This window comes from Moraxella ovis, from assembly GCF_900453105.1.
Lineage (GTDB): Bacteria > Pseudomonadota > Gammaproteobacteria > Pseudomonadales > Moraxellaceae > Moraxella > Moraxella ovis.
The window spans coordinates 1,793,359-1,810,228 of sequence record NZ_UGPW01000001.1; the positions used below are offsets into that span (position 1 = coordinate 1,793,359).

The following is a 16,870-nucleotide window of genomic DNA, read 5'->3' on the forward strand; positions in this document are numbered from 1 at the left end:
TACTGTTGTAAATAACAACAGCATGGAAAGTAGCGGATAATACATTATCCGCTACTAATTTGCAAGTATTAATTTGTAAAATTAACCTTGACGTTGTTTGTGGCGCGGTTCTGAACTGCAGATTACAAGAACTTTGCCTTTGCGACGAACGATTTTACAGCTGCCGCAAATCTTTTTAACTGATGCTTGAACTTTCATGTCATGCTCCTATGATGCACCATTAGTTATTTAGTGCTTTAATTAACGTTTGATCATGATATTGATGGGTCATCAAGTGTGCTTGAATTTGTGCAATAAAATCCATCAATACAACTACCATGATCAACAAAGAGGTACCACCTAAAGGCAAGGCTTGATTACCAAACCATGACTGTACAACCATTGGCATCAAGCAGATGATCGCCATGTACATGGCACCAATGAAAGTTAGGCGATTTAAAACAAAGTCTAAGTAACGTTTTGTCTGTTGTCCAGGGCGAATGCCAGGGATGTAAGCGCCGCTACGCTTTAGGTTCTCAGCCACTTCTTTTGGGTTAAACATTAAAGCTGTATAGAAATAACAGAAGAAAATGATTAGTGCACCAAAAATTAAAAGATACAACGGCTGACCTGGCTGCAACACCAAAGTCATATTTTGAATGATGCTTTGGAAAGTCGTTGGATTCTCAGTTGGTACTGATAAATGGCCAAGACTGGCTGGCAGCATAAGCAAAGAGCTGGCAAAAATAGCTGGAATAACACCTGCCATATTAATTTTTAACGGCAAGTGAGATTGCTGCTGCGCATAAACCTTACGACCCTCTTGCTGCTTTTGAGCATAGTTGACAGGCACACGACGCTGAGCTCGCTCAATGAATACAATCGCTGCAGTAACAGCAACACCCAAAAGGATAAAGATAAATGAAGTTAATAGCTCTTTACTACCGCCTGTACTGCTGGCAAACATACCACCAATCATTCCTGGTGCACTCGCTACAATACTCGCAAGGATTAGCATTGAGATGCCATTACCAATGCCACGCTCAGTAATTTGCTCACCAAGCCACATTAAGAACATGGCACCAGCGACTAAGGAAGTAACTGCAGGAATATAAAAACTTAATCCTGTAGAAAGGGTTAGGTTTTGTGAAATAAGACCTGCAGACATACCAATCGCTTGTACGAATGCAAGGGCTAAAGCACCTTGACGAGTGTACTTATTAAGCGTTCTACGCCCTGCCTCGCCCTCTTTTTTGAGTGCCTCTAAGGATGGAACCACCACCGACATCATCTGCACCACAATCGATGCTGAAATGTATGGCATGATACCTAAAGCCATGATCGACATACGCTCAAGTGAACCACCTGAGAACATGTTAAACATACCTAAAAAGGTATTCTCGCCAGCTTTAAAGAATTCTGCCAAACGGATCGGGTTCATCCCAGGCACAGGAATGTGCGACCCTAGACGGTAAACAATCAACGCCCCAATTAAAAAGAGCATACGATTCCATAATTCATCATATTTACGAATAAATACGAATGGATTTAATGGAATGCCTGATTTAGACGCTGATTGCTTTGACACGACATTACTCCTCGACACTACCGCCGGCAGCTTCGATTGCTTGTTTTGCACCTTTAGTTACTTTTACGCCTTTGAAAGTAAAGGCACGAGTAATTTCACCAGATAGGATGATACGAGCACGCTTCATGTCACCACGAATGATGTTAGCTGCTTTTAGAGACTCAACACTGACAACATCGCCATCAATCTTGTTCAATTCAGAAAGACGTACTTCAGCAGTAGTAAGCGCCATTTGGCTGGTAAAACCAAATTTTGGCAAACGGCGATAGATAGGCATTTGACCGCCTTCAAAACCTGCTGGGATGCTTGAGCCTGAACGTGAAGTTTGACCTTTAATACCACGGCCACCAGTCTTACCTAGACCAGAACCGATACCACGGCCGCGGCGCTGAGCTGTCCTTTTTGCACCCAATGCTGGTGCAAGTTCATTTAAACGAAGACCCATTACGCTTCCTCCACCTTGACCATGTAATTTACACGATTTACCATACCGCGAACTGAAGGAGTATCTTCAACTTCTACGGTATGACCAATACGACGTAGCCCTAGGCCTTTTAGACAAGCTTTGTGGCTTGCTAAGCGATGGCTACTCGATTTTACTTGAGTAACTTTGATTGTTTTCATCGTAACTTACCTACTTCTTAGCCCAAAATTTCTTCTACAGATTTGCCACGTTTCGCTGCAACTTGATCAGGAGAAACCATGTCACGAAGACCCTTGAAAGTTGCTTGTACAACGTTAGCTGCATTGGTTGAGCCGTAGCATTTTGCTAATACGTTTTGAACGCCAGCAACTTCAAGAACAGCACGCATTGCACCACCAGCAATTACACCAGTACCTTCTGAGGCAGGTTGCATATATACTTTTGATGCGCCATGACGAGCATTGATTGGGTGTTGTAGTGTGTGACCAGCTAGCTCAACAGTAATCATGTTGCGCTTAGCAGCTTCAAGAGCTTTTTGGATAGCAGCAGGCACTTCACGTGCTTTACCACGACCAAAACCTACACGACCATTACCATCACCAACAACTGTCAATGCGGTGAAAGAGAAGATACGACCGCCTTTAACAACTTTTGCAACACGGTCAACGGCAACCAATTTTTCCACCAAACCGTCAGTTTGTTCAACTTTTGCCATGATTAGAACTCCAATCCATTTTCACGAGCAGCGTCAGCTAGTGCTTTAACACGGCCATGATATTTAAAACCACTACGGTCAAATGCAACCTTAGTGATACCCGCAGCTTTTGCACGCTCTGCAATCAACGCACCAACAGCTTTTGCTGCTTCAACGTTACCAGTAGCGCTAGAACGTAGGCTAGCATCAAGAGTTGAAGCTTGAGCAACAACAACACCGCCTGTTGGCGAGATAACTTGAGCATAGATATGACGTGGAGTGCGATTCACGGTCAAACGGTTTACACCTAGGTGACGGATGTGTGCACGGGTTTTTTTCGCTCGGCGAAGACGAGCTGATTTTTTATCGAACATGTTTGCTCACCTTACTTATTTTTTCTTAGCTTCTTTACGAAGAACCACTTCATCGCTGTAGCGAACACCTTTACCTTTGTAAGGCTCTGGTGGACGGAAACTACGAATTTTCGCAGCTGCTTGACCAAGTTTCTGCTTATCGCTTGATTTTAGAACGATTTCAGTTTGGCTTGGGCTTTCTGCGGTTACACCTTCAGGTAGCGTATATTCGATTGGGTGTGAAAAACCTAGGTTTAGGTTTACTTTATTACCTGCAACTTGTGCACGATAACCAACACCGATAAGTTGTAGGCGACGCTCAAAACCGTTGCTCACACCTTGAACCATGTTATTGACCAATGCGCGAACTGTGCCGGTATGCATCCACGCTTCTTTGGTATCAGCAACAGGAGAAAGCGTAACAACACCTTCTTCTTGTTTTAGCTCGACCAAATCATGCAGGCGTAAAGACAAAGAACCATTCTTGCCTTTAACTTCAACCTGCTGACCGTTCAAAGTAACGCTAGTGCCAGCTGGCAACGTTACTGGGGCTTTAGCCACACGAGACATAGGAATTTCCTTTAATGATAATAAAAACCATCGAATTGATGGCAGTGAAACAATGATTTTCTAATCAGTATTTGATAGCTAATTAGAAAAGCACGCTATTATAACAGAAAAAATCCTTGGCGTAAACCAAGGATTTCATCTTTTTGTAATTTAACTAGTTGGATATTAAGCAACTAGCGCAATTACTTCACCACCGATACCAGCGGCACGAGCTGCACGGTCACTCATGATACCTTTACTGGTAGAGATGATAGCAACACCCAAGCCTTTTTGTACGCTTGGAAGTTCATCTTTGCCACGGTATTGACGTAGACCAGGACGGCTATAACGCTTAAGTTCAGCGATGACGCCTTTGCCTTGGTAGTATTTCAACTCTATAGTCAAAACTTTTTTACCATTCTCAACTTCGCTTACTTCTGCGCTAGTCACATAACCTTCGTCAACCAAGAGGTCAGCGATAGATTTACGTAGCTTAGAAGCAGGCATTGATACTGATGGTTTGTTTCTTGATTGTGCGTTGCGGATGCGGGTTAGCATATCAGCAACAGGATCTTGCATACTCATTGCGATACTCCTTACCAGCTTGCTTTACGAACGCCAGGTACATCACCTTGCATTACGCGCTCACGTAGTTTATTACGTGATAAACCAAATTTGCGGAAATAACCATGCGGACGACCAGTTAGGCCACAGCGATTACGCAGGCGCACTGGAGAAGAGTTGCGTGGTAGTGATTGAAGTGCTAGCATTGCATCTAGACGATCTTCATCACTTGCATTGATGTCGCTGATTATTGCTTTTAGCTCTGCACGCTTTTCGGCGTACTTAGCAACTGTTTTTTCGCGCTTTAATTCGCGATTAATCATGCTTTTCTTAGCCATAACGTTTACCTTATCTGAATGGGAAGCCGAATGCTTTTAGCAATGCACGACCTTGATCATCGTTAGCAGCAGTGGTAGTGATGGTAATGTCCAAACCACGGATACGATCGATTTTATCAAAATCAACTTCTGGGAAAACGATCTGCTCTTTGATGCCTAGCGAATAGTTGCCACGGCCATCAAATGCTTTTGCTGAAAAACCACGGAAGTCACGAATACGAGGAATCGCAATGGCAATAAGACGATCTAGGAATTCGTACATCTGTTCGCCACGTAGTGTAACTTTGCAACCGATTGGCCATTCTTCACGGATTTTGAAGCCTGCCACTGATTTGCGTGCTTTGGTTACTACTGGTTTTTGACCAGCGATTGCAGTCATGTCTGCTAATGCGCCTTCAAGTAGTTTTTTATCTTGTGCTGCGCCACCAACACCCATGTTTAGGGTGATTTTGGTGATTCTTGGCACTTGCATAACATTTTCCAAGCCAAGCTCATCTTTGATTTTTTGCTTTAGCTGGTCATTGTATAAAGATTTTAATCTTGCCATTACTATATACCCTTAGTCTCTTATGCAGTCGCCACTACTTCACCAGTAGAACGATAGATGCGGACTTTTTTGCCCTCTTCGTTTACTTGGTAAGCAATACGATCTGCCTTTTGGGTTGCTGCGTTATAAATCGCAACGTTTGAAATATGTAAAAATGCTTCTTGCTTAACGATACCACCTTCTTTACCTAGCATTTGATTAGGTTTTTGGTGTTTAGTTACAATGTTAATGCCTTCAACTTTTACACGGTCTGCTTTAACCGCCAAAATTGCGCCTTGCTTGCCTTTATCTTTGCCAGCAATCACAACCACGGTATCGCCTTTGCGTAACTTTGCCATAGGATGCCTCTAAAAGGTTACAGTACTTCTGGTGCTAGTGAAACAATTTTCATGAATTGTTCACCACGTAGTTCACGGGTAACAGGTCCAAAAATACGAGTTGCAATCGGGGCTTTGTTATTGTTTAGAATAACTGCCGCGTTGTCATCAAAACGTAGTACAGAACCATCTGGACGACGTACGCCTTTTTTGGTACGTACAACGACCGCATTCATCACGTCGCCTTTTTTAACACGACCACGAGGAATGGCTTCTTTAACCGTTACCTTGATAATGTCGCCAACTGATGCGTAACGACGATGCGAGCCACCCAGTACTTTAATGCACTGTACACGTCTTGCACCACTGTTATCTGCAACTTCCAGCATTGTTTCAGTCTGAATCATCGCATTACTCCATAATAAATAAAGCAATAAAAGCCATTCGCCACTAAATATGCGCCATATTTGCACATATTTAGTGGATGAACATCTAAAAAGACGTACATTATACTAGCAAATGACTTTTAATGCAAATAACTTAAATTTTTACCGCAGTCCCAACCACGTCTACTAAAGTCCAAGTTTTGGTCTTTGAGATAGGACGAGTTTCTTTGATACGAACGATATCGCCTTCTTGACAAACATTGTTCTCGTCATGAGCTTTAAGCTTAGTAGAACGGCGAATTTGTTTGCCATACACTGGGTGGCGAATTTGGCGCTCAACCAGAACGGTGATAGACTTGTCCATCTTGTTGCTGATTACTTTACCAGTTACAACGCCAACTTCTTGAGTTTGGGTGTTCTCGCTCATGCGTCGCCTCTTTGTTTTTCGTTAATCAAAGTTAAGATTTTTGCAATCGTACGACGATTTGCTTTAACTTCGTGAGTGTTGCCTAGCTGACCCGTAGCTTTTGCCATACGCAGACGGAATGCATCAAGCTGCTTTTCGTCAAGCAATTGAGCCAACTCTTCTACTGATTTTTCGCGTAATTCGTTGGTTTTCATTACATAACCGTCCGTTTAACAATAGTCGTTTTGAAAGGTAGCTTCGCTGATGCCAAAGTTAGAGCTTCACGCGCCAATTCTTCGCTAACACCTTGGATTTCGTAAAGCATTTTGCCTGGCTTGATTTCAGCTACCCAGTACTCTACTGGACCTTTACCTTTACCCATACGAACTTCCAATGGTTTTTCGGTAATAGGCTTGTCTGGGAAAACACGAATCCAGATTTTACCGCCACGCTTAATGCGACGAGTGATGGTACGACGAGCTGCTTCAATTTGACGAGCAGTCATACGACCACGACCGATAGATTTTAGACCAATTTCGCCAAATGCAACAGTGTTACCACGTTGGGCAAGGCCAGTATTACGACCTTTGTGCATTTTACGGAATTTGGTACGTTTTGGTTGCAACATAGCTTACCCCTTGTCTGAATTACGACGGTTGTTGGTACGGCCACGGCGTTTTGGTGCGCGAGCCTTCTCTTCAACCACTGGGTTATAGGCGCTGTTCATGCCATCTAGAATCTCACCACGGAAAATCCAAACTTTAACACCGATAGTACCGTAAGTAGTTTCTGCACGCACTTCTGCGTAATCGATGTCAGCACGAAGCGTATGTAGAGGTACACGACCTTCACGATACCACTCAGTACGAGCAATTTCAGCACCGCCTAGACGACCAGATAGTTCAACTTTAATACCTTGAGCGCCTGAACGCATGCTGTTTTGTACAGCGCGTTTCATCGCACGACGGAACATCACACGACGCTCTAGCTGGTTAGCGATGCCAACAGCTACTAGACGAGCATCTAGGTCAGGTTGAGTGATCTCTTGAATGTTCACTTGTGCAGGAACACCCATGATTTTGGTGAGCTCTTTTTGAAGTGCTTCGATGTCAGCGCCTTGCTTACCAATGATCACACCAGGACGTGCTGAATGGATGGTAATTTTAGCTGCGCCAGTAGGACGCTCGATGCTGATGTTGCTGACCATTGCTTCTTTTAGCTTATTGCGCAAGAAGTCACGCACTTTAAAGTCGTTTAGCAAATACTCTGAGTATTGCTTTGGGTTTGCATACCAGTTTGCATTGTGCTTTTTGATAACGCCCAAGCGAATACCAATAGGATGAACTTTTTGACCCATGATTATGCTCCTACTTTAACAGTGATGTGACAAGTGCGCTTGCTGATACGGTCAGCACGACCTTTGGCACGGGGCATAATACGCTTCAAAGTGATGCCTTCATCAACGTAGATGGTAGATACACGCAGTGTGTCAATATCTAGACCGTTGTTGTGCTCAGCGTTAGCAATTGCTGATTGTAGGCATTTTTTGACCAATTTAGCACCTTTTTTGTTGCTGAAGGTCAAGATGTCTAAAGCGCGCTCAATTGGCTTACCACGAACTTCGTCCGCAACCAATCTTACTTTTTGTGCCGAAATGGCGGCACCACGTAATTTTGCAGTTACTTCCATGGTAGCACCTTATCTCTTAGATTTCTTATCAACGCCGTGACCGCGGTATGAACGGGTCGGAGCGAATTCACCAAGTTTATGGCCAACCATTTGCTCATTCACGATAACTGGCACGTGAGTACGGCCATTGTGAACTGAGATGGTTAGACCTACCATTTGTGGTAGAATCATCGAGCGACGAGACCAAGTTTTGATCGGCTTGCGGTTGTTGCTTTCTAGAGCGTCTTCAACCTTAGCAAACAAATGCGCATCGATAAATGGACCTTTTTTCAATGAACGAGGCATGAAACTTTTCCTTTATTTCTTGGCACGACGGCGACGGATGATCATACTGTCAGTACGCTTGTTAGAACGAGTCTTAAGACCCTTAGCTTTCTGACCCCAAGGACTGGTTGGATGTTTACCAAAGTTACGTCCTTCACCACCACCATGCGGGTGATCAATCGGGTTCATCGCAGTACCACGAACGGTAGGACGAACGCCACGCCAGCGCGATGCACCTGCTTTACCAAGTGATTTTAGGTTATTTTCAGTGTTAGAAACTTCACCAATAACCGCGCGGCAGTTTGCGTGGATACGACGAGTTTCGCCAGAACGCAAACGAACGATCACATAAGCACCGTCACGACCCAACAATTGAACCGCTGCACCAGCAGAACGAGCGATTTGCGCGCCTTTGCCAATTTTTAGTTCGATGTTGTGAATAACAGTACCCACTGGGATATTTTTAAGTGGCAAACAGTTACCTGGGCGGATTGGAGAGCCCTCACCAGATTGAACCTGATCGCCTACAGCCAATTTTTTAGGTGCAATGATATAACGACGCTCACCATCTGCGTACTTCAATAGTGCGATGTGCGCGGTACGGTTTGGATCGTATTCAATGCGTTCAACAGTTGCAATGATGCCGTCTTTATTGCGCTTAAAGTCAATCAGACGATAGTGTTGCTTGTGACCACCACCGATATGACGGGTAGTGATACGGCCGTTGTTGTTACGGCCACCAGTTTTAGCTTTTGATTCAACAAGCGGTGCATAAGGACGACCTTTATAAAGGTGTGGATGCACTACTTTTTCAACAAAGCGGCGACCTGGTGACGTAGGTTTTGCTTTTACGATAGGCATGATTCTAGTCCTTATTCGTTAGTCGCTGTTTCACTAGTGACTTCTTCACCAGCACCGATTTGTACGTCTGAACCTGCTTTTAGGGTAACATACGCTTTTTTCACGTCTGAACGCTTACCAACCACACGACCAAAACGCTTAGTTTTACCTTTAGTATTCAAAGTGTTTACTTTAACAACTTCAACACCTTCAAACATTAGTTCAACTGCTTGTTTGATCTCACGCTTAGTAGCATTGCTGTCAACTTTGAAAACCTGTACACCAAGGCTATCGCCTAGACGTTGAGATTTTTCAGAGAATACAGGTGCTTTTAGCACTTGATACAATCTTGCGTTACTCATGCTAGTGTCTCCTCAAATTGTTTGGCAGCTTCAACAGTCATGATAACTTTATCAAAAGAAACCAAGCTAACTGGATCAACTTCACGAGTACCAAGTACATTCACGTGTGGAATGTTACGTGCAGCCAAGTACAAGTTTTCGTCAACTTCGTGAGTTACGATAAGTGCACGTGGTGCATTTAGTTCAGCCAGTTTTGCAACTAGGCCTTTAGTTTTTGGGCTATCTACAGCAATATCATCAACCAATACTAGACGCTCTTGACGTACTAGCTCAGCTAGGATGCACTGCATTGCACCGCGGTACATTTTACGGTTTACTTTTTGAGACCAGTCTTGTGGTTTTGCTGCGAATGCACGACCACCACCAACCCAAATCGGGCTACGGATAGAGCCAGCACGAGCGCGACCAGTGCCTTTTTGACGCCATGGTTTTTTACCACCGCCTGATACTTCGCCACGAGTTTTTTGTGCACGAGTACCTTGACGAGCGCCAGCTAGGTAAGCAGTTACTACTTGGTGTACCAAGGCTTCATTGAACTCACGACCAAATGTGATCTCTGAAAGTTCAACCGCCGCACCTGTAACAGTTTTTAAATTCACGTTAATCCCCTTTACTAGGCTTTGACTGACGGACGTACGATAACATCGCCACCATTAGCACCTGGAAGCGCGCCTTTGATGACCAGTACACCTTTTTCAGCATCAACAGACACGATTTCAAGGCCTTGAACAGTAACACGCTTGTTACCCATTTGACCTGGCATCTTTTTGCCTTTAAATACTTTACCTGGTGTCTGGTTTTGACCAGTAGAACCAAGTACACGATGCGATACAGAGTTACCGTGAGTTGCGTCTTGAGTACGGAAGTTATGACGCTTAACACCACCTTGGAAACCTTTACCTTTAGATTGACCAGTTACATCAACCAACTGACCAACTTCAAATAGGTCTGCCAAAATGTTTGCGCCAACTTCGCGACCTTCTAGTTCGCTCTCGTCTGCACGGAATTCCCAAACACCACGACCAGCAGCTACGCCAGCTTTTGCGAAGTGTCCTTTTTGAGCAGCAGTCACACGGCTGTCACGACGCACGCCAGTGGTTACTTGGATTGCGCTATAGCCATCGGTGTCTACTGTTTTGATTTGCGAGATGCGGTTTGCGTCAACCTCAACCACTGTTACAGGGATAGATACACCTGCTTCAGTAAAGACTCGGGTCATGCCGCATTTTTTACCGACTAAACCAATCGCCATTTTAGACCTCTTACTTTAATAATCGTTTATATTAAACCAGTCGTTCAATTAGCCTAGGGCGATTTGAACATCAACACCGGCCGCTAGATCAAGCTTCATCAACGCATCGACAGTTTTGTCGGTAGGCTGTACGATGTCAATCATGCGCTTGTGGGTGCGAATTTCGTACTGGTCGCGAGCGTCTTTGTTGACGTGTGGTGATGTCAATACGTTGAACCGCTCAATACGAGTCGGCAAGGGAACAGGTCCACAAACTTGTGCGCCTGTGCGCTTTGCAGTATCGACAATCTCTTGTGCCGACTGGTCAATCAGACGATGGTCAAAAGACTTTAGTCGGATACGGATTCTCTGGTTAGCCATGCCAACAAGCTCCTAAATTAAGTGCTTTATAAAACTTCCATCATCAAAAGATGACTTCAGCTATACCATTTTCATAATCTTTTGCCGAAAGCTAGGCTTTAGACAAAATAATCCAATCCCTGCCCATCATGCACAAATGGCTAGACAGCAGGGGTGTTGTTATAGTGCCAAAAACGATGCTTCGGCTGTGGCGTTGTCCTTTTTAAATTCTCTATCGTTCTTGTAGAGAACCAATTTTTATCAAATTTTGTTCTTTTCAATCACGACACAGCGGATTAAAAAGCGCAACGCTAAAACATAATGAGCCCATATTATACATCAAAATAGGATGGATGCAAGGCTTTTATTAAGTTTTTATGAATAAATTACAATATTTTTACAAAACATTCTTCGGCGCAATTTTGCTCAAAAAACGTATTATTTTTATGCCCCGTCGTGTGATAATTTATTCATCTCTTATCAATTTACTTAAATATAATAACATTTTTTATTTATAAAATCAATCAAAAATGACCTCATACTGTTCTTGGTGGTAATGCTGACTAATTTTAAATTGTATCGTAGTATTAGTTGGTTTAATGATATCGTTTATTGTGTCTATGTGATTATCCTTTAGATAGTCCGTCATGACCTGACTAGCAATGATTGTAAAGTTATTGACTTTCGTAGTTTGGCTTGCTAACTGCAATAATCGTCTGATGATATCAAATGCAATGGTATCTTTGCTTTTGATTATGCCCTTTCCTGCGCACACCGGGCAAGGCTCACACAGCTGCTGAGGCAAGCTTTCGCGTGTGCGCTTTCGCGTCATCTCAACCAATCCAAGCTCACTGACACCCGTGATTTTAATGCGCGCAGGGTCATTCTCTAGCGCACTCTGCAGAGCTTCTAATACCGCATCTCGATGAGATGACTTATCCATGTCGATGAAGTCTAGAATAATGATACCGCCCAAATTGCGCAGACGAACCTGATGAGCAATGGACTGTGCCGCTTCTAGGTTTGTCTTATATACCGTCTCTTCTAATGATCGCTTACCTATGTACGAGCCTGTATTGACATCAATGGTCGTCATCGCTTCGGTCTGTTCAATGATGAGATAGCCACCTGATAACAAATCAACACGCTTTATCAGCGCGTCATTTAAGGCACTCTCTACGCCGCGTACATGAAATAACGGCGTATTATCCGTGTAGTGATGAATCTTATCAGCGATGGCTGGCATGAATTCATCTGCAAATGCACGTAGCTCCCTATAAACCATCTCACAATCAACCACGATGCTGGCAGTATGTTCATTCGCCAAGTCACGAATGCAGCGAAGTGGTAGCGATGGCTCTTGATAAACAAGCTCATGCTTGGCTTTACGAAGCTTGGCAGATGATGTACGCGCTAGTATGGTGCGCCACAACTGAAGCAGATAATAAACATCTTCTTCTAGCTTAGCCTGTGCGATATGCTCAGCCGCGGTGCGGGCAATCAAGCCGCCTTTAAAATTAAGCGCCTGTATCACTGTAGCCAACTCACCTCTAAGGCGATTGCGCTCCTTCTGATCACTGAGACGAGTGGAGACACCGACATAGTTGTCATCATCAGGCAAGTACACCAAATAACGACTCGGCAGCGAGATATTCGTGGTTAGGCGTGCACCTTTAGTGCCCAGCTCATCTTTGATAACCTGAACTAAGATTCGCTCACCTTGATACAGTCTGCGCTCAATCAAATCATCTGGACTTGCTTTTGGTTTGGGCTGATTTGGCTTGTCCATCGGTGCAGCTTTTTGCATGTCATCTATGTGCAAAAACGCCGTGCGCTCACGTCCAATCTCCACAAATGCCGCCTGCATCCCTGGCAGCACTCGCACTACCGTGCCTAGATAAATATTACCAACCAAGCTCACATCTTGGCATCTTTCAATAAAAATCTCACTCACCACATCATCAATGATGAGCGCCACACGCGACTCTAGCGAGCAATGATTAATTAAAATCTCATTAGCCATAATAATTTAACAGCGCAAATCTATCATAGTAAGTTAAATTCCTTACAGACGCAAGCCTCATCATATCAAAGACAATCATTCAACATGAGCTTGCATCTCGTTCATCAATGCCAGAGTCTGTGACAATGGCAAGCCCACCACATTCGTATAGCTTCCATCAATACGTTCAACCCATGCCATCGCGCCGCCTTGGATAGCATATGCACCCGCCTTATCAGCTGGTTCACCCGTCTGCCAATAGCGCTCTTTCATCTCGTCTGTCAGCGGTATAAAATGTACTTGCGTTGGACAAATAACATACTTTTGATGTCTGATTGCGCCATCTTCAACGATGCTGACACAGACGGCTGTCCATACCTCGTGCGCCCTGCCTGACATTTTTTGCCACATGGTGAAGGCATCTGCCTTATTGATGGGCTTGGTTAGCACCTCATCATCGATGACACCAATGGTATCTGCTGTGATGATCATGGCAGGATTCTGAGTTCGATTACCGTCATCACTTAATATCGAAGTTGCGCGCACTGCCTTATTCTGCACCATTCTAATAATGTATTCTTTGGCGCTCTCACCAGTCTGCCAAGTCTCATCAATGTCCGCCGCCATCACCTCAAATTCCACGCCTGCAACCGATAATAACTCTCGACGACGCGGTGAAGTTGATGCCAAAATCACCTGCATCATACCAAAACCCCCATTCTTTAACAAAAATACCTAACTTATCCTTGATTAGTGATTTTGTCAATTACTAAGATATGCTACAATTAACGCCATTTATGATTTCAATTTTTTATTCATTGTAAGATAAGGGCAATTTATGAGCGACACATTATCCAGTAGCGACATTCTAAATGCCGCCAAGCTATCACGTCTGGCGATCGATGAAAACCTAGCATCTGACTATGCCAGCGACATCAGCAAAATTCTGTCCATGATGGACACACTATCAGCCGTTAATACTGATGACATCAAGCCACTGGCAAACATTCATGAAGCCTGCCAAGAGTTGCGCGCAGATGTCGCCAATCCTAACATCGACAGAGACGCGTTCCAAGCCGTCGCGCCTAGCGCACAAGATGGCCTGTATCTGGTGCCACAAGTGATTGAATAAATTCACCAAACCATATTAGGCAAATCTGAGCATGTCGCCAGATTTGCTTGTTTTATGCCCATCTTTAAATCACACTTGTAGTTTGCCAACCGCTTTTTAATTACATTATATCTACATTAACACAAAATTGTGTTTCTCTAATTGACTATATTTTATATTATAATATATGTTATTTTATACCATACTAGGGAACACGCATGAAATACAGTACGCTAACACTTGCCATCTTGGTTGCCATCACAAGCACCCAAAGCCATGCCGACAGCACTGACGATGATGGCACACCCACCGTACAGCTAGAAGCACTGCAAGCAACTGTCAGTAGCAACTTTCAATCAAGTTTGGCGTTTGGCGACAGCAAGAAGGCGAGCCATATCTTGGTTAAAAAAGAGGCACTCAAAACTCGCCCCACCACGCTTGGTGATGCCTTAGATGGCGAGCTGGGCATTCATTCTAATCAGTTTGGTGGCGGTGCGTCTGCCCCCATCATTCGTGGACAAGAAGGCAAACGCATCACCATTTTGCAAAATAATGCTGATGTGATTGACATGGCACACCTATCGCCAGACCATGCGGTGATGGTAGATACCATACTGGCAAGACAGGTAGAAGTCGTGCGGGGCGTCAATACTCTACTGTATAAATCAGGCAATCATGCTGGCGTGGTCAATGTGATTGACCAAAAAATCCCCGCTCAACTGCCCACCAAAGCCATTGAGGGCGAGGCAGGGATTCGCTTTAACACGGGCAACGATGAAAAGTTGGTTACGGGCGGATTAACAGTGCAAACAGGGTCAAATCTTGTCTGGCACGTTGAAGGTCTGCACAAAGATGCCAAAGACTACAAAACACCTGCTTATATATTGCATGAATTTACCGACCTAGACCAACTCAACCGCTTTAGTAAAGCACCAGACAGATTGGCAGGCTTACAAAAAGAATATGAGGCGTTTAAAAATGGCGTCAAATTGCATTGGCGAGATGAAAATTACTTCATTCGCTCCGAAGAAGGCTATCAAGCCTTAAAAGATGAATTCACCAAAGACATCACTGATGTTAAAAGCCAAACCGCCAAGCGACTGCCAGAGAGCTGGGCCAAATCAAAAGCAGGCAGTTTTGGGGTATCATGGGTCGGCAATAACGGTTATATCGGCATGGCAGTCAGCGAACGCAAAGACAAATATGGTCTGCCGGCACACAACCACCTGTATGAAGGCTGTGAAGTCATCTCCATTTTTGACAGCCTACCTGACCGCCCCTATTTGGCAAGATACCCACAGCTCATCGATGAAAGTGATGTCAACTACATCAACCCACGCCCCAACTGCGTCAAAGAACACGTTCATGCCAATGGTCACAGTCATGGCTTGGTGCTTAAGCATGAAAAACTTGCCGAGCCTCATGTTGATTTGACCACACGCCGTTATGACGTGCGTGGTGAGTGGCACAATCCCATCGCAGGCATCAGTAAGGTGCGAGGCAATTTAGGCTATGTGGATTATCAGCACCAAGAAAAAGAGGCTCATGTCGTCAATACTTCCTTTAAAAACAAAGGCAAAGTCGCACGTCTGGAGCTGACACATGACATCACGCCACAACTAAAAGCTCTGTGGGGCATCCAACATACCGAGCAAGACAACAGTGCATTATCTCCCCAAAATGACTGGCGAAAACAACAGCTTTTAACACAAAATCAGTTAAAAAACTCAAGCCTATTTGCCAGTGGGCGATATGATGTTGGTAAATTACAAGTGGAATTTGGTACACGCCTTGAAAAGCAAAAAGTAGCCATGGATTATGACCTTAACTATATTGACCAAACCATGCGACTTCATAGCGTGGGTCTAAGAGATAAAGCACTAGAAGATGCCATCGCTTATGCCAAAGATGCCACCAATCCCCACAAAAAGACTGCCCATTCTTATGCACTGGGCTTGCATTATGAGATTTTACCAACTTATACGCTGTCTTTTAATGTGGCTCGTCAAGAGCGTCTGCCCAATCCCCAAGAGCTATATACACATGGTATGCACCTTGCGACAAACTCATTTGAAATCGGCAATCGCCATCTGACCAAAGAAAAGACCAACAACTATGAATTAAGCCTAAATCATCAAGGCGATAAGTTGGATTTTAAGCTATCAGGCTATCTGTATGATTTTGATAATTATATCTACCTACAAACCATCAATGAACATCTAGGCACTGCCAAAGTCAATCATTATCGCCACCTACGCATCAATCGCTACGACCAAGCACCTGCCAAGTTTTACGGTTTTGAGGGCAGTATTGGCTATCAATTTACCCCCAAATATCACGCGTCAGTCTTTGGCGATACCGTCAAGGGCAGACTGCATGATTTGCCTGACATTGTGACTGATTTTAAGGCATTTTGTTTTGGCCCTTGCCAACGTAAAACCTACGGCCCTCAAGAAGACCGCTACACGCCACGCCTGCCACCCATGCGACTTGGCACTCGCCTAAAAGCCCATTTTGATGACCAATGGTCAGCAAATCTTGAATACATTCGCACCTTTGAGCAAGACAAAATCTCCAAATTTGAAAGTCCCACCCAAGGGCATGACATGCTCAATCTTGGCATTGATTATCATGGCTATTTAGGCGGTCGTGATTATTCGGTCTTTATGCGAGCCAACAACCTGCTCAATGAACGTGTGTATGCTCACGAAACCTTTTTGCCATACATTCCACAGATGGGACGTCATTTTAGTCTAGGCGTTAATTTTAGATTTTAACCCCAAGCCCAAGCCCGCCCATTACGGTGGGCTTTTTTGGGGAAGTTTGGCACACCTCATCTGATTTTGGGCATTTTTATGATAGAATA

The 16,870-nt window shown here is 44.2% G+C and carries 27 protein-coding genes; 2 read left to right on the forward strand and 25 right to left on the reverse strand.

Features of this window, described 5'->3' with window-relative positions:
• Nucleotides 1-81: 81 nt before the first annotated feature.
• The 25 genes from rpmJ to DYD54_RS08685 all read right to left on the reverse strand — a co-directional run bounded on the left by rpmJ (nucleotide 82) and on the right by DYD54_RS08685 (nucleotide 13,595).
• Nucleotides 82-198 carry a 50S ribosomal protein L36 gene (gene rpmJ, locus DYD54_RS08565; protein ID WP_036364264.1) on the reverse strand — a complete coding sequence of 39 codons (117 nt, stop codon included), beginning with the start codon at nucleotides 196-198 and terminating at the stop codon, nucleotides 82-84.
• A 22-nt stretch (nucleotides 199-220) separates the two neighbouring features.
• On the reverse strand, nucleotides 221-1,567 hold the full coding sequence (secY, locus tag DYD54_RS08570) for a preprotein translocase subunit SecY (protein WP_063514555.1): 1,347 nt from the start codon (nucleotides 1,565-1,567) through the stop codon (nucleotides 221-223).
• A gap of 4 nt (nucleotides 1,568-1,571) precedes the next feature.
• Nucleotides 1,572-2,012, reverse strand: coding sequence for a 50S ribosomal protein L15 (gene rplO, locus DYD54_RS08575; protein ID WP_063514556.1), 441 nt, complete (start codon nucleotides 2,010-2,012; stop codon nucleotides 1,572-1,574).
• Nucleotides 2,012-2,191 (reverse strand): 50S ribosomal protein L30, encoded by a 180-nt coding sequence (gene rpmD, locus DYD54_RS08580; RefSeq protein ID WP_036364273.1) that lies wholly within the window; start codon nucleotides 2,189-2,191, stop codon nucleotides 2,012-2,014. The genes rplO and rpmD overlap by 1 nt, the downstream gene beginning before the upstream one ends.
• A 17-nt stretch (nucleotides 2,192-2,208) precedes the next feature.
• Nucleotides 2,209-2,706 carry a 30S ribosomal protein S5 gene (gene rpsE, locus DYD54_RS08585; RefSeq protein ID WP_063514557.1) on the reverse strand — a complete coding sequence of 166 codons (498 nt, stop codon included), beginning with the start codon at nucleotides 2,704-2,706 and terminating at the stop codon, nucleotides 2,209-2,211.
• A gap of 2 nt (nucleotides 2,707-2,708) precedes the next feature.
• On the reverse strand, nucleotides 2,709-3,059 hold the full coding sequence (gene rplR, locus DYD54_RS08590) for a 50S ribosomal protein L18 (RefSeq protein WP_063514558.1): 351 nt from the start codon (nucleotides 3,057-3,059) through the stop codon (nucleotides 2,709-2,711).
• Nucleotides 3,060-3,074: 15 nt separating this feature from the next.
• Nucleotides 3,075-3,608 (reverse strand): 50S ribosomal protein L6, encoded by a 534-nt coding sequence (gene rplF / locus DYD54_RS08595; RefSeq protein ID WP_063514559.1) that lies wholly within the window; start codon nucleotides 3,606-3,608, stop codon nucleotides 3,075-3,077.
• A 165-nt stretch (nucleotides 3,609-3,773) separates the two neighbouring features.
• Nucleotides 3,774-4,172 carry a 30S ribosomal protein S8 gene (gene rpsH, locus DYD54_RS08600; protein ID WP_063514560.1) on the reverse strand — a complete coding sequence of 133 codons (399 nt, stop codon included), beginning with the start codon at nucleotides 4,170-4,172 and terminating at the stop codon, nucleotides 3,774-3,776.
• A gap of 11 nt (nucleotides 4,173-4,183) precedes the next feature.
• A complete protein-coding gene (gene rpsN, locus DYD54_RS08605) occupies nucleotides 4,184-4,489 on the reverse strand; it encodes a 30S ribosomal protein S14 (RefSeq protein WP_036364291.1) in 306 nt (101 codons plus the stop codon).
• A 10-nt stretch (nucleotides 4,490-4,499) separates the two neighbouring features.
• Entirely contained in the window at nucleotides 4,500-5,036 is a 537-nt protein-coding gene (gene rplE, locus DYD54_RS08610) for a 50S ribosomal protein L5 (RefSeq protein WP_063514561.1), read from the reverse strand.
• A gap of 20 nt (nucleotides 5,037-5,056) precedes the next feature.
• On the reverse strand, nucleotides 5,057-5,374 hold the full coding sequence (gene rplX, locus DYD54_RS08615) for a 50S ribosomal protein L24 (protein WP_036364296.1): 318 nt from the start codon (nucleotides 5,372-5,374) through the stop codon (nucleotides 5,057-5,059).
• Nucleotides 5,375-5,391: 17 nt separating this feature from the next.
• Nucleotides 5,392-5,760 (reverse strand): 50S ribosomal protein L14, encoded by a 369-nt coding sequence (gene rplN, locus DYD54_RS08620; protein WP_029102638.1) that lies wholly within the window; start codon nucleotides 5,758-5,760, stop codon nucleotides 5,392-5,394.
• Between the two features lie 133 nt (nucleotides 5,761-5,893).
• Nucleotides 5,894-6,166: a 30S ribosomal protein S17 gene (gene rpsQ, locus DYD54_RS08625; protein WP_063514562.1), complete on the reverse strand. Its 273-nt coding sequence runs from the start codon at nucleotides 6,164-6,166 to the stop codon at nucleotides 5,894-5,896.
• Nucleotides 6,163-6,360 (reverse strand): 50S ribosomal protein L29, encoded by a 198-nt coding sequence (gene rpmC / locus DYD54_RS08630; protein WP_036364307.1) that lies wholly within the window; start codon nucleotides 6,358-6,360, stop codon nucleotides 6,163-6,165. The genes rpsQ and rpmC overlap by 4 nt, the downstream gene beginning before the upstream one ends.
• Nucleotides 6,360-6,773 carry a 50S ribosomal protein L16 gene (rplP, locus tag DYD54_RS08635; RefSeq protein WP_029102635.1) on the reverse strand — a complete coding sequence of 138 codons (414 nt, stop codon included), beginning with the start codon at nucleotides 6,771-6,773 and terminating at the stop codon, nucleotides 6,360-6,362. Before rplP ends, rpmC begins: the two co-directional genes overlap by 1 nt.
• A gap of 3 nt (nucleotides 6,774-6,776) precedes the next feature.
• The gene (gene rpsC / locus DYD54_RS08640; protein ID WP_046697085.1) at nucleotides 6,777-7,502 is read right to left on the reverse strand and encodes a 30S ribosomal protein S3; all 726 of its coding nucleotides are present in this window, start codon (nucleotides 7,500-7,502) and stop codon (nucleotides 6,777-6,779) included.
• Between the two features lie 2 nt (nucleotides 7,503-7,504).
• Entirely contained in the window at nucleotides 7,505-7,834 is a 330-nt protein-coding gene (rplV, locus tag DYD54_RS08645) for a 50S ribosomal protein L22 (protein WP_036364312.1), read from the reverse strand.
• Between the two features lie 9 nt (nucleotides 7,835-7,843).
• Nucleotides 7,844-8,119, reverse strand: coding sequence for a 30S ribosomal protein S19 (gene rpsS / locus DYD54_RS08650; protein ID WP_036364316.1), 276 nt, complete (start codon nucleotides 8,117-8,119; stop codon nucleotides 7,844-7,846).
• A 12-nt stretch (nucleotides 8,120-8,131) separates the two neighbouring features.
• A complete protein-coding gene (rplB, locus tag DYD54_RS08655; protein ID WP_063514563.1) occupies nucleotides 8,132-8,959 on the reverse strand; it encodes a 50S ribosomal protein L2 in 828 nt (275 codons plus the stop codon).
• A gap of 11 nt (nucleotides 8,960-8,970) precedes the next feature.
• Complete coding sequence (gene rplW, locus DYD54_RS08660) at nucleotides 8,971-9,300, reverse strand: 50S ribosomal protein L23 (RefSeq protein WP_036364324.1); 330 nt, start codon at nucleotides 9,298-9,300, stop codon at nucleotides 8,971-8,973.
• On the reverse strand, nucleotides 9,297-9,899 hold the full coding sequence (gene rplD / locus DYD54_RS08665) for a 50S ribosomal protein L4 (RefSeq protein ID WP_036364327.1): 603 nt from the start codon (nucleotides 9,897-9,899) through the stop codon (nucleotides 9,297-9,299). The genes rplW and rplD overlap by 4 nt, the downstream gene beginning before the upstream one ends.
• Nucleotides 9,900-9,913: 14 nt before the next feature.
• Nucleotides 9,914-10,552, reverse strand: coding sequence for a 50S ribosomal protein L3 (gene rplC, locus DYD54_RS08670; RefSeq protein WP_036364330.1), 639 nt, complete (start codon nucleotides 10,550-10,552; stop codon nucleotides 9,914-9,916).
• 48 nt (nucleotides 10,553-10,600) lie between these two features.
• Nucleotides 10,601-10,912, reverse strand: a complete 312-nt coding sequence (gene rpsJ, locus DYD54_RS08675) for a 30S ribosomal protein S10 (protein ID WP_003656991.1) — start codon at nucleotides 10,910-10,912, stop codon at nucleotides 10,601-10,603.
• A 499-nt stretch (nucleotides 10,913-11,411) separates the two neighbouring features.
• Entirely contained in the window at nucleotides 11,412-12,914 is a 1,503-nt protein-coding gene (locus tag DYD54_RS08680; RefSeq protein WP_063514564.1) for an Rne/Rng family ribonuclease, read from the reverse strand.
• 75 nt (nucleotides 12,915-12,989) lie between these two features.
• On the reverse strand, nucleotides 12,990-13,595 hold the full coding sequence (locus DYD54_RS08685; protein ID WP_063515029.1) for a Maf family protein: 606 nt from the start codon (nucleotides 13,593-13,595) through the stop codon (nucleotides 12,990-12,992).
• 136 nt (nucleotides 13,596-13,731) lie between these two features.
• On the opposite strand from DYD54_RS08685, the gene gatC reads away from it, so the two are divergent.
• Together gatC and DYD54_RS08695 are read left to right on the forward strand one after the other, a co-directional pair.
• Complete coding sequence (gene gatC, locus DYD54_RS08690) at nucleotides 13,732-14,025, forward strand: Asp-tRNA(Asn)/Glu-tRNA(Gln) amidotransferase subunit GatC (protein ID WP_063514565.1); 294 nt, start codon at nucleotides 13,732-13,734, stop codon at nucleotides 14,023-14,025.
• A 197-nt stretch (nucleotides 14,026-14,222) separates the two neighbouring features.
• Nucleotides 14,223-16,781: a TonB-dependent receptor gene (locus tag DYD54_RS08695; RefSeq protein ID WP_063514566.1), complete on the forward strand. Its 2,559-nt coding sequence runs from the start codon at nucleotides 14,223-14,225 to the stop codon at nucleotides 16,779-16,781.
• Nucleotides 16,782-16,870: the final 89 nt, after the last annotated feature.

What these genes read in the sequence shown, in the direction of transcription:
- DYD54_RS08680 (WP_063514564.1), bottom strand. Translation starts at nt 12,914, where the DNA reads ATGGCTAATGAGATTTTAATTAATCATTGCTCGCTAGAGTCGCGTGTG.
- rplB (WP_063514563.1), bottom strand. Translation starts at nt 8,959, where the DNA reads ATGCCTATCGTAAAAGCAAAACCTACGTCACCAGGTCGCCGCTTTGTT.
- rpsS (WP_036364316.1), bottom strand. Translation starts at nt 8,119, where the DNA reads ATGCCTCGTTCATTGAAAAAAGGTCCATTTATCGATGCGCATTTGTTT.
- rpsJ (WP_003656991.1), bottom strand. Translation starts at nt 10,912, where the DNA reads ATGGCTAACCAGAGAATCCGTATCCGACTAAAGTCTTTTGACCATCGT.
- rplN (WP_029102638.1), bottom strand. Translation starts at nt 5,760, where the DNA reads ATGATTCAGACTGAAACAATGCTGGAAGTTGCAGATAACAGTGGTGCA.
- DYD54_RS08685 (WP_063515029.1), bottom strand. Translation starts at nt 13,595, where the DNA reads ATGCAGGTGATTTTGGCATCAACTTCACCGCGTCGTCGAGAGTTATTA.
- rplR (WP_063514558.1), bottom strand. Translation starts at nt 3,059, where the DNA reads ATGTTCGATAAAAAATCAGCTCGTCTTCGCCGAGCGAAAAAAACCCGT.
- rpsQ (WP_063514562.1), bottom strand. Translation starts at nt 6,166, where the DNA reads ATGAGCGAGAACACCCAAACTCAAGAAGTTGGCGTTGTAACTGGTAAA.
- rpsC (WP_046697085.1), bottom strand. Translation starts at nt 7,502, where the DNA reads ATGGGTCAAAAAGTTCATCCTATTGGTATTCGCTTGGGCGTTATCAAA.
- rplE (WP_063514561.1), bottom strand. Translation starts at nt 5,036, where the DNA reads ATGGCAAGATTAAAATCTTTATACAATGACCAGCTAAAGCAAAAAATC.
- rplW (WP_036364324.1), bottom strand. Translation starts at nt 9,300, where the DNA reads ATGAGTAACGCAAGATTGTATCAAGTGCTAAAAGCACCTGTATTCTCT.
- rpmC (WP_036364307.1), bottom strand. Translation starts at nt 6,360, where the DNA reads ATGAAAACCAACGAATTACGCGAAAAATCAGTAGAAGAGTTGGCTCAA.
- rplV (WP_036364312.1), bottom strand. Translation starts at nt 7,834, where the DNA reads ATGGAAGTAACTGCAAAATTACGTGGTGCCGCCATTTCGGCACAAAAA.
- rpsE (WP_063514557.1), bottom strand. Translation starts at nt 2,706, where the DNA reads ATGGCAAAAGTTGAACAAACTGACGGTTTGGTGGAAAAATTGGTTGCC.
- rpsN (WP_036364291.1), bottom strand. Translation starts at nt 4,489, where the DNA reads ATGGCTAAGAAAAGCATGATTAATCGCGAATTAAAGCGCGAAAAAACA.
- DYD54_RS08695 (WP_063514566.1), top strand. Translation starts at nt 14,223, where the DNA reads ATGAAATACAGTACGCTAACACTTGCCATCTTGGTTGCCATCACAAGC.
- gatC (WP_063514565.1), top strand. Translation starts at nt 13,732, where the DNA reads ATGAGCGACACATTATCCAGTAGCGACATTCTAAATGCCGCCAAGCTA.
- rplP (WP_029102635.1), bottom strand. Translation starts at nt 6,773, where the DNA reads ATGTTGCAACCAAAACGTACCAAATTCCGTAAAATGCACAAAGGTCGT.
- rpmD (WP_036364273.1), bottom strand. Translation starts at nt 2,191, where the DNA reads ATGAAAACAATCAAAGTTACTCAAGTAAAATCGAGTAGCCATCGCTTA.
- rplX (WP_036364296.1), bottom strand. Translation starts at nt 5,374, where the DNA reads ATGGCAAAGTTACGCAAAGGCGATACCGTGGTTGTGATTGCTGGCAAA.
- rplO (WP_063514556.1), bottom strand. Translation starts at nt 2,012, where the DNA reads ATGGGTCTTCGTTTAAATGAACTTGCACCAGCATTGGGTGCAAAAAGG.
- rplC (WP_036364330.1), bottom strand. Translation starts at nt 10,552, where the DNA reads ATGGCGATTGGTTTAGTCGGTAAAAAATGCGGCATGACCCGAGTCTTT.
- rpsH (WP_063514560.1), bottom strand. Translation starts at nt 4,172, where the DNA reads ATGAGTATGCAAGATCCTGTTGCTGATATGCTAACCCGCATCCGCAAC.
- rplF (WP_063514559.1), bottom strand. Translation starts at nt 3,608, where the DNA reads ATGTCTCGTGTGGCTAAAGCCCCAGTAACGTTGCCAGCTGGCACTAGC.
- rpmJ (WP_036364264.1), bottom strand. Translation starts at nt 198, where the DNA reads ATGAAAGTTCAAGCATCAGTTAAAAAGATTTGCGGCAGCTGTAAAATC.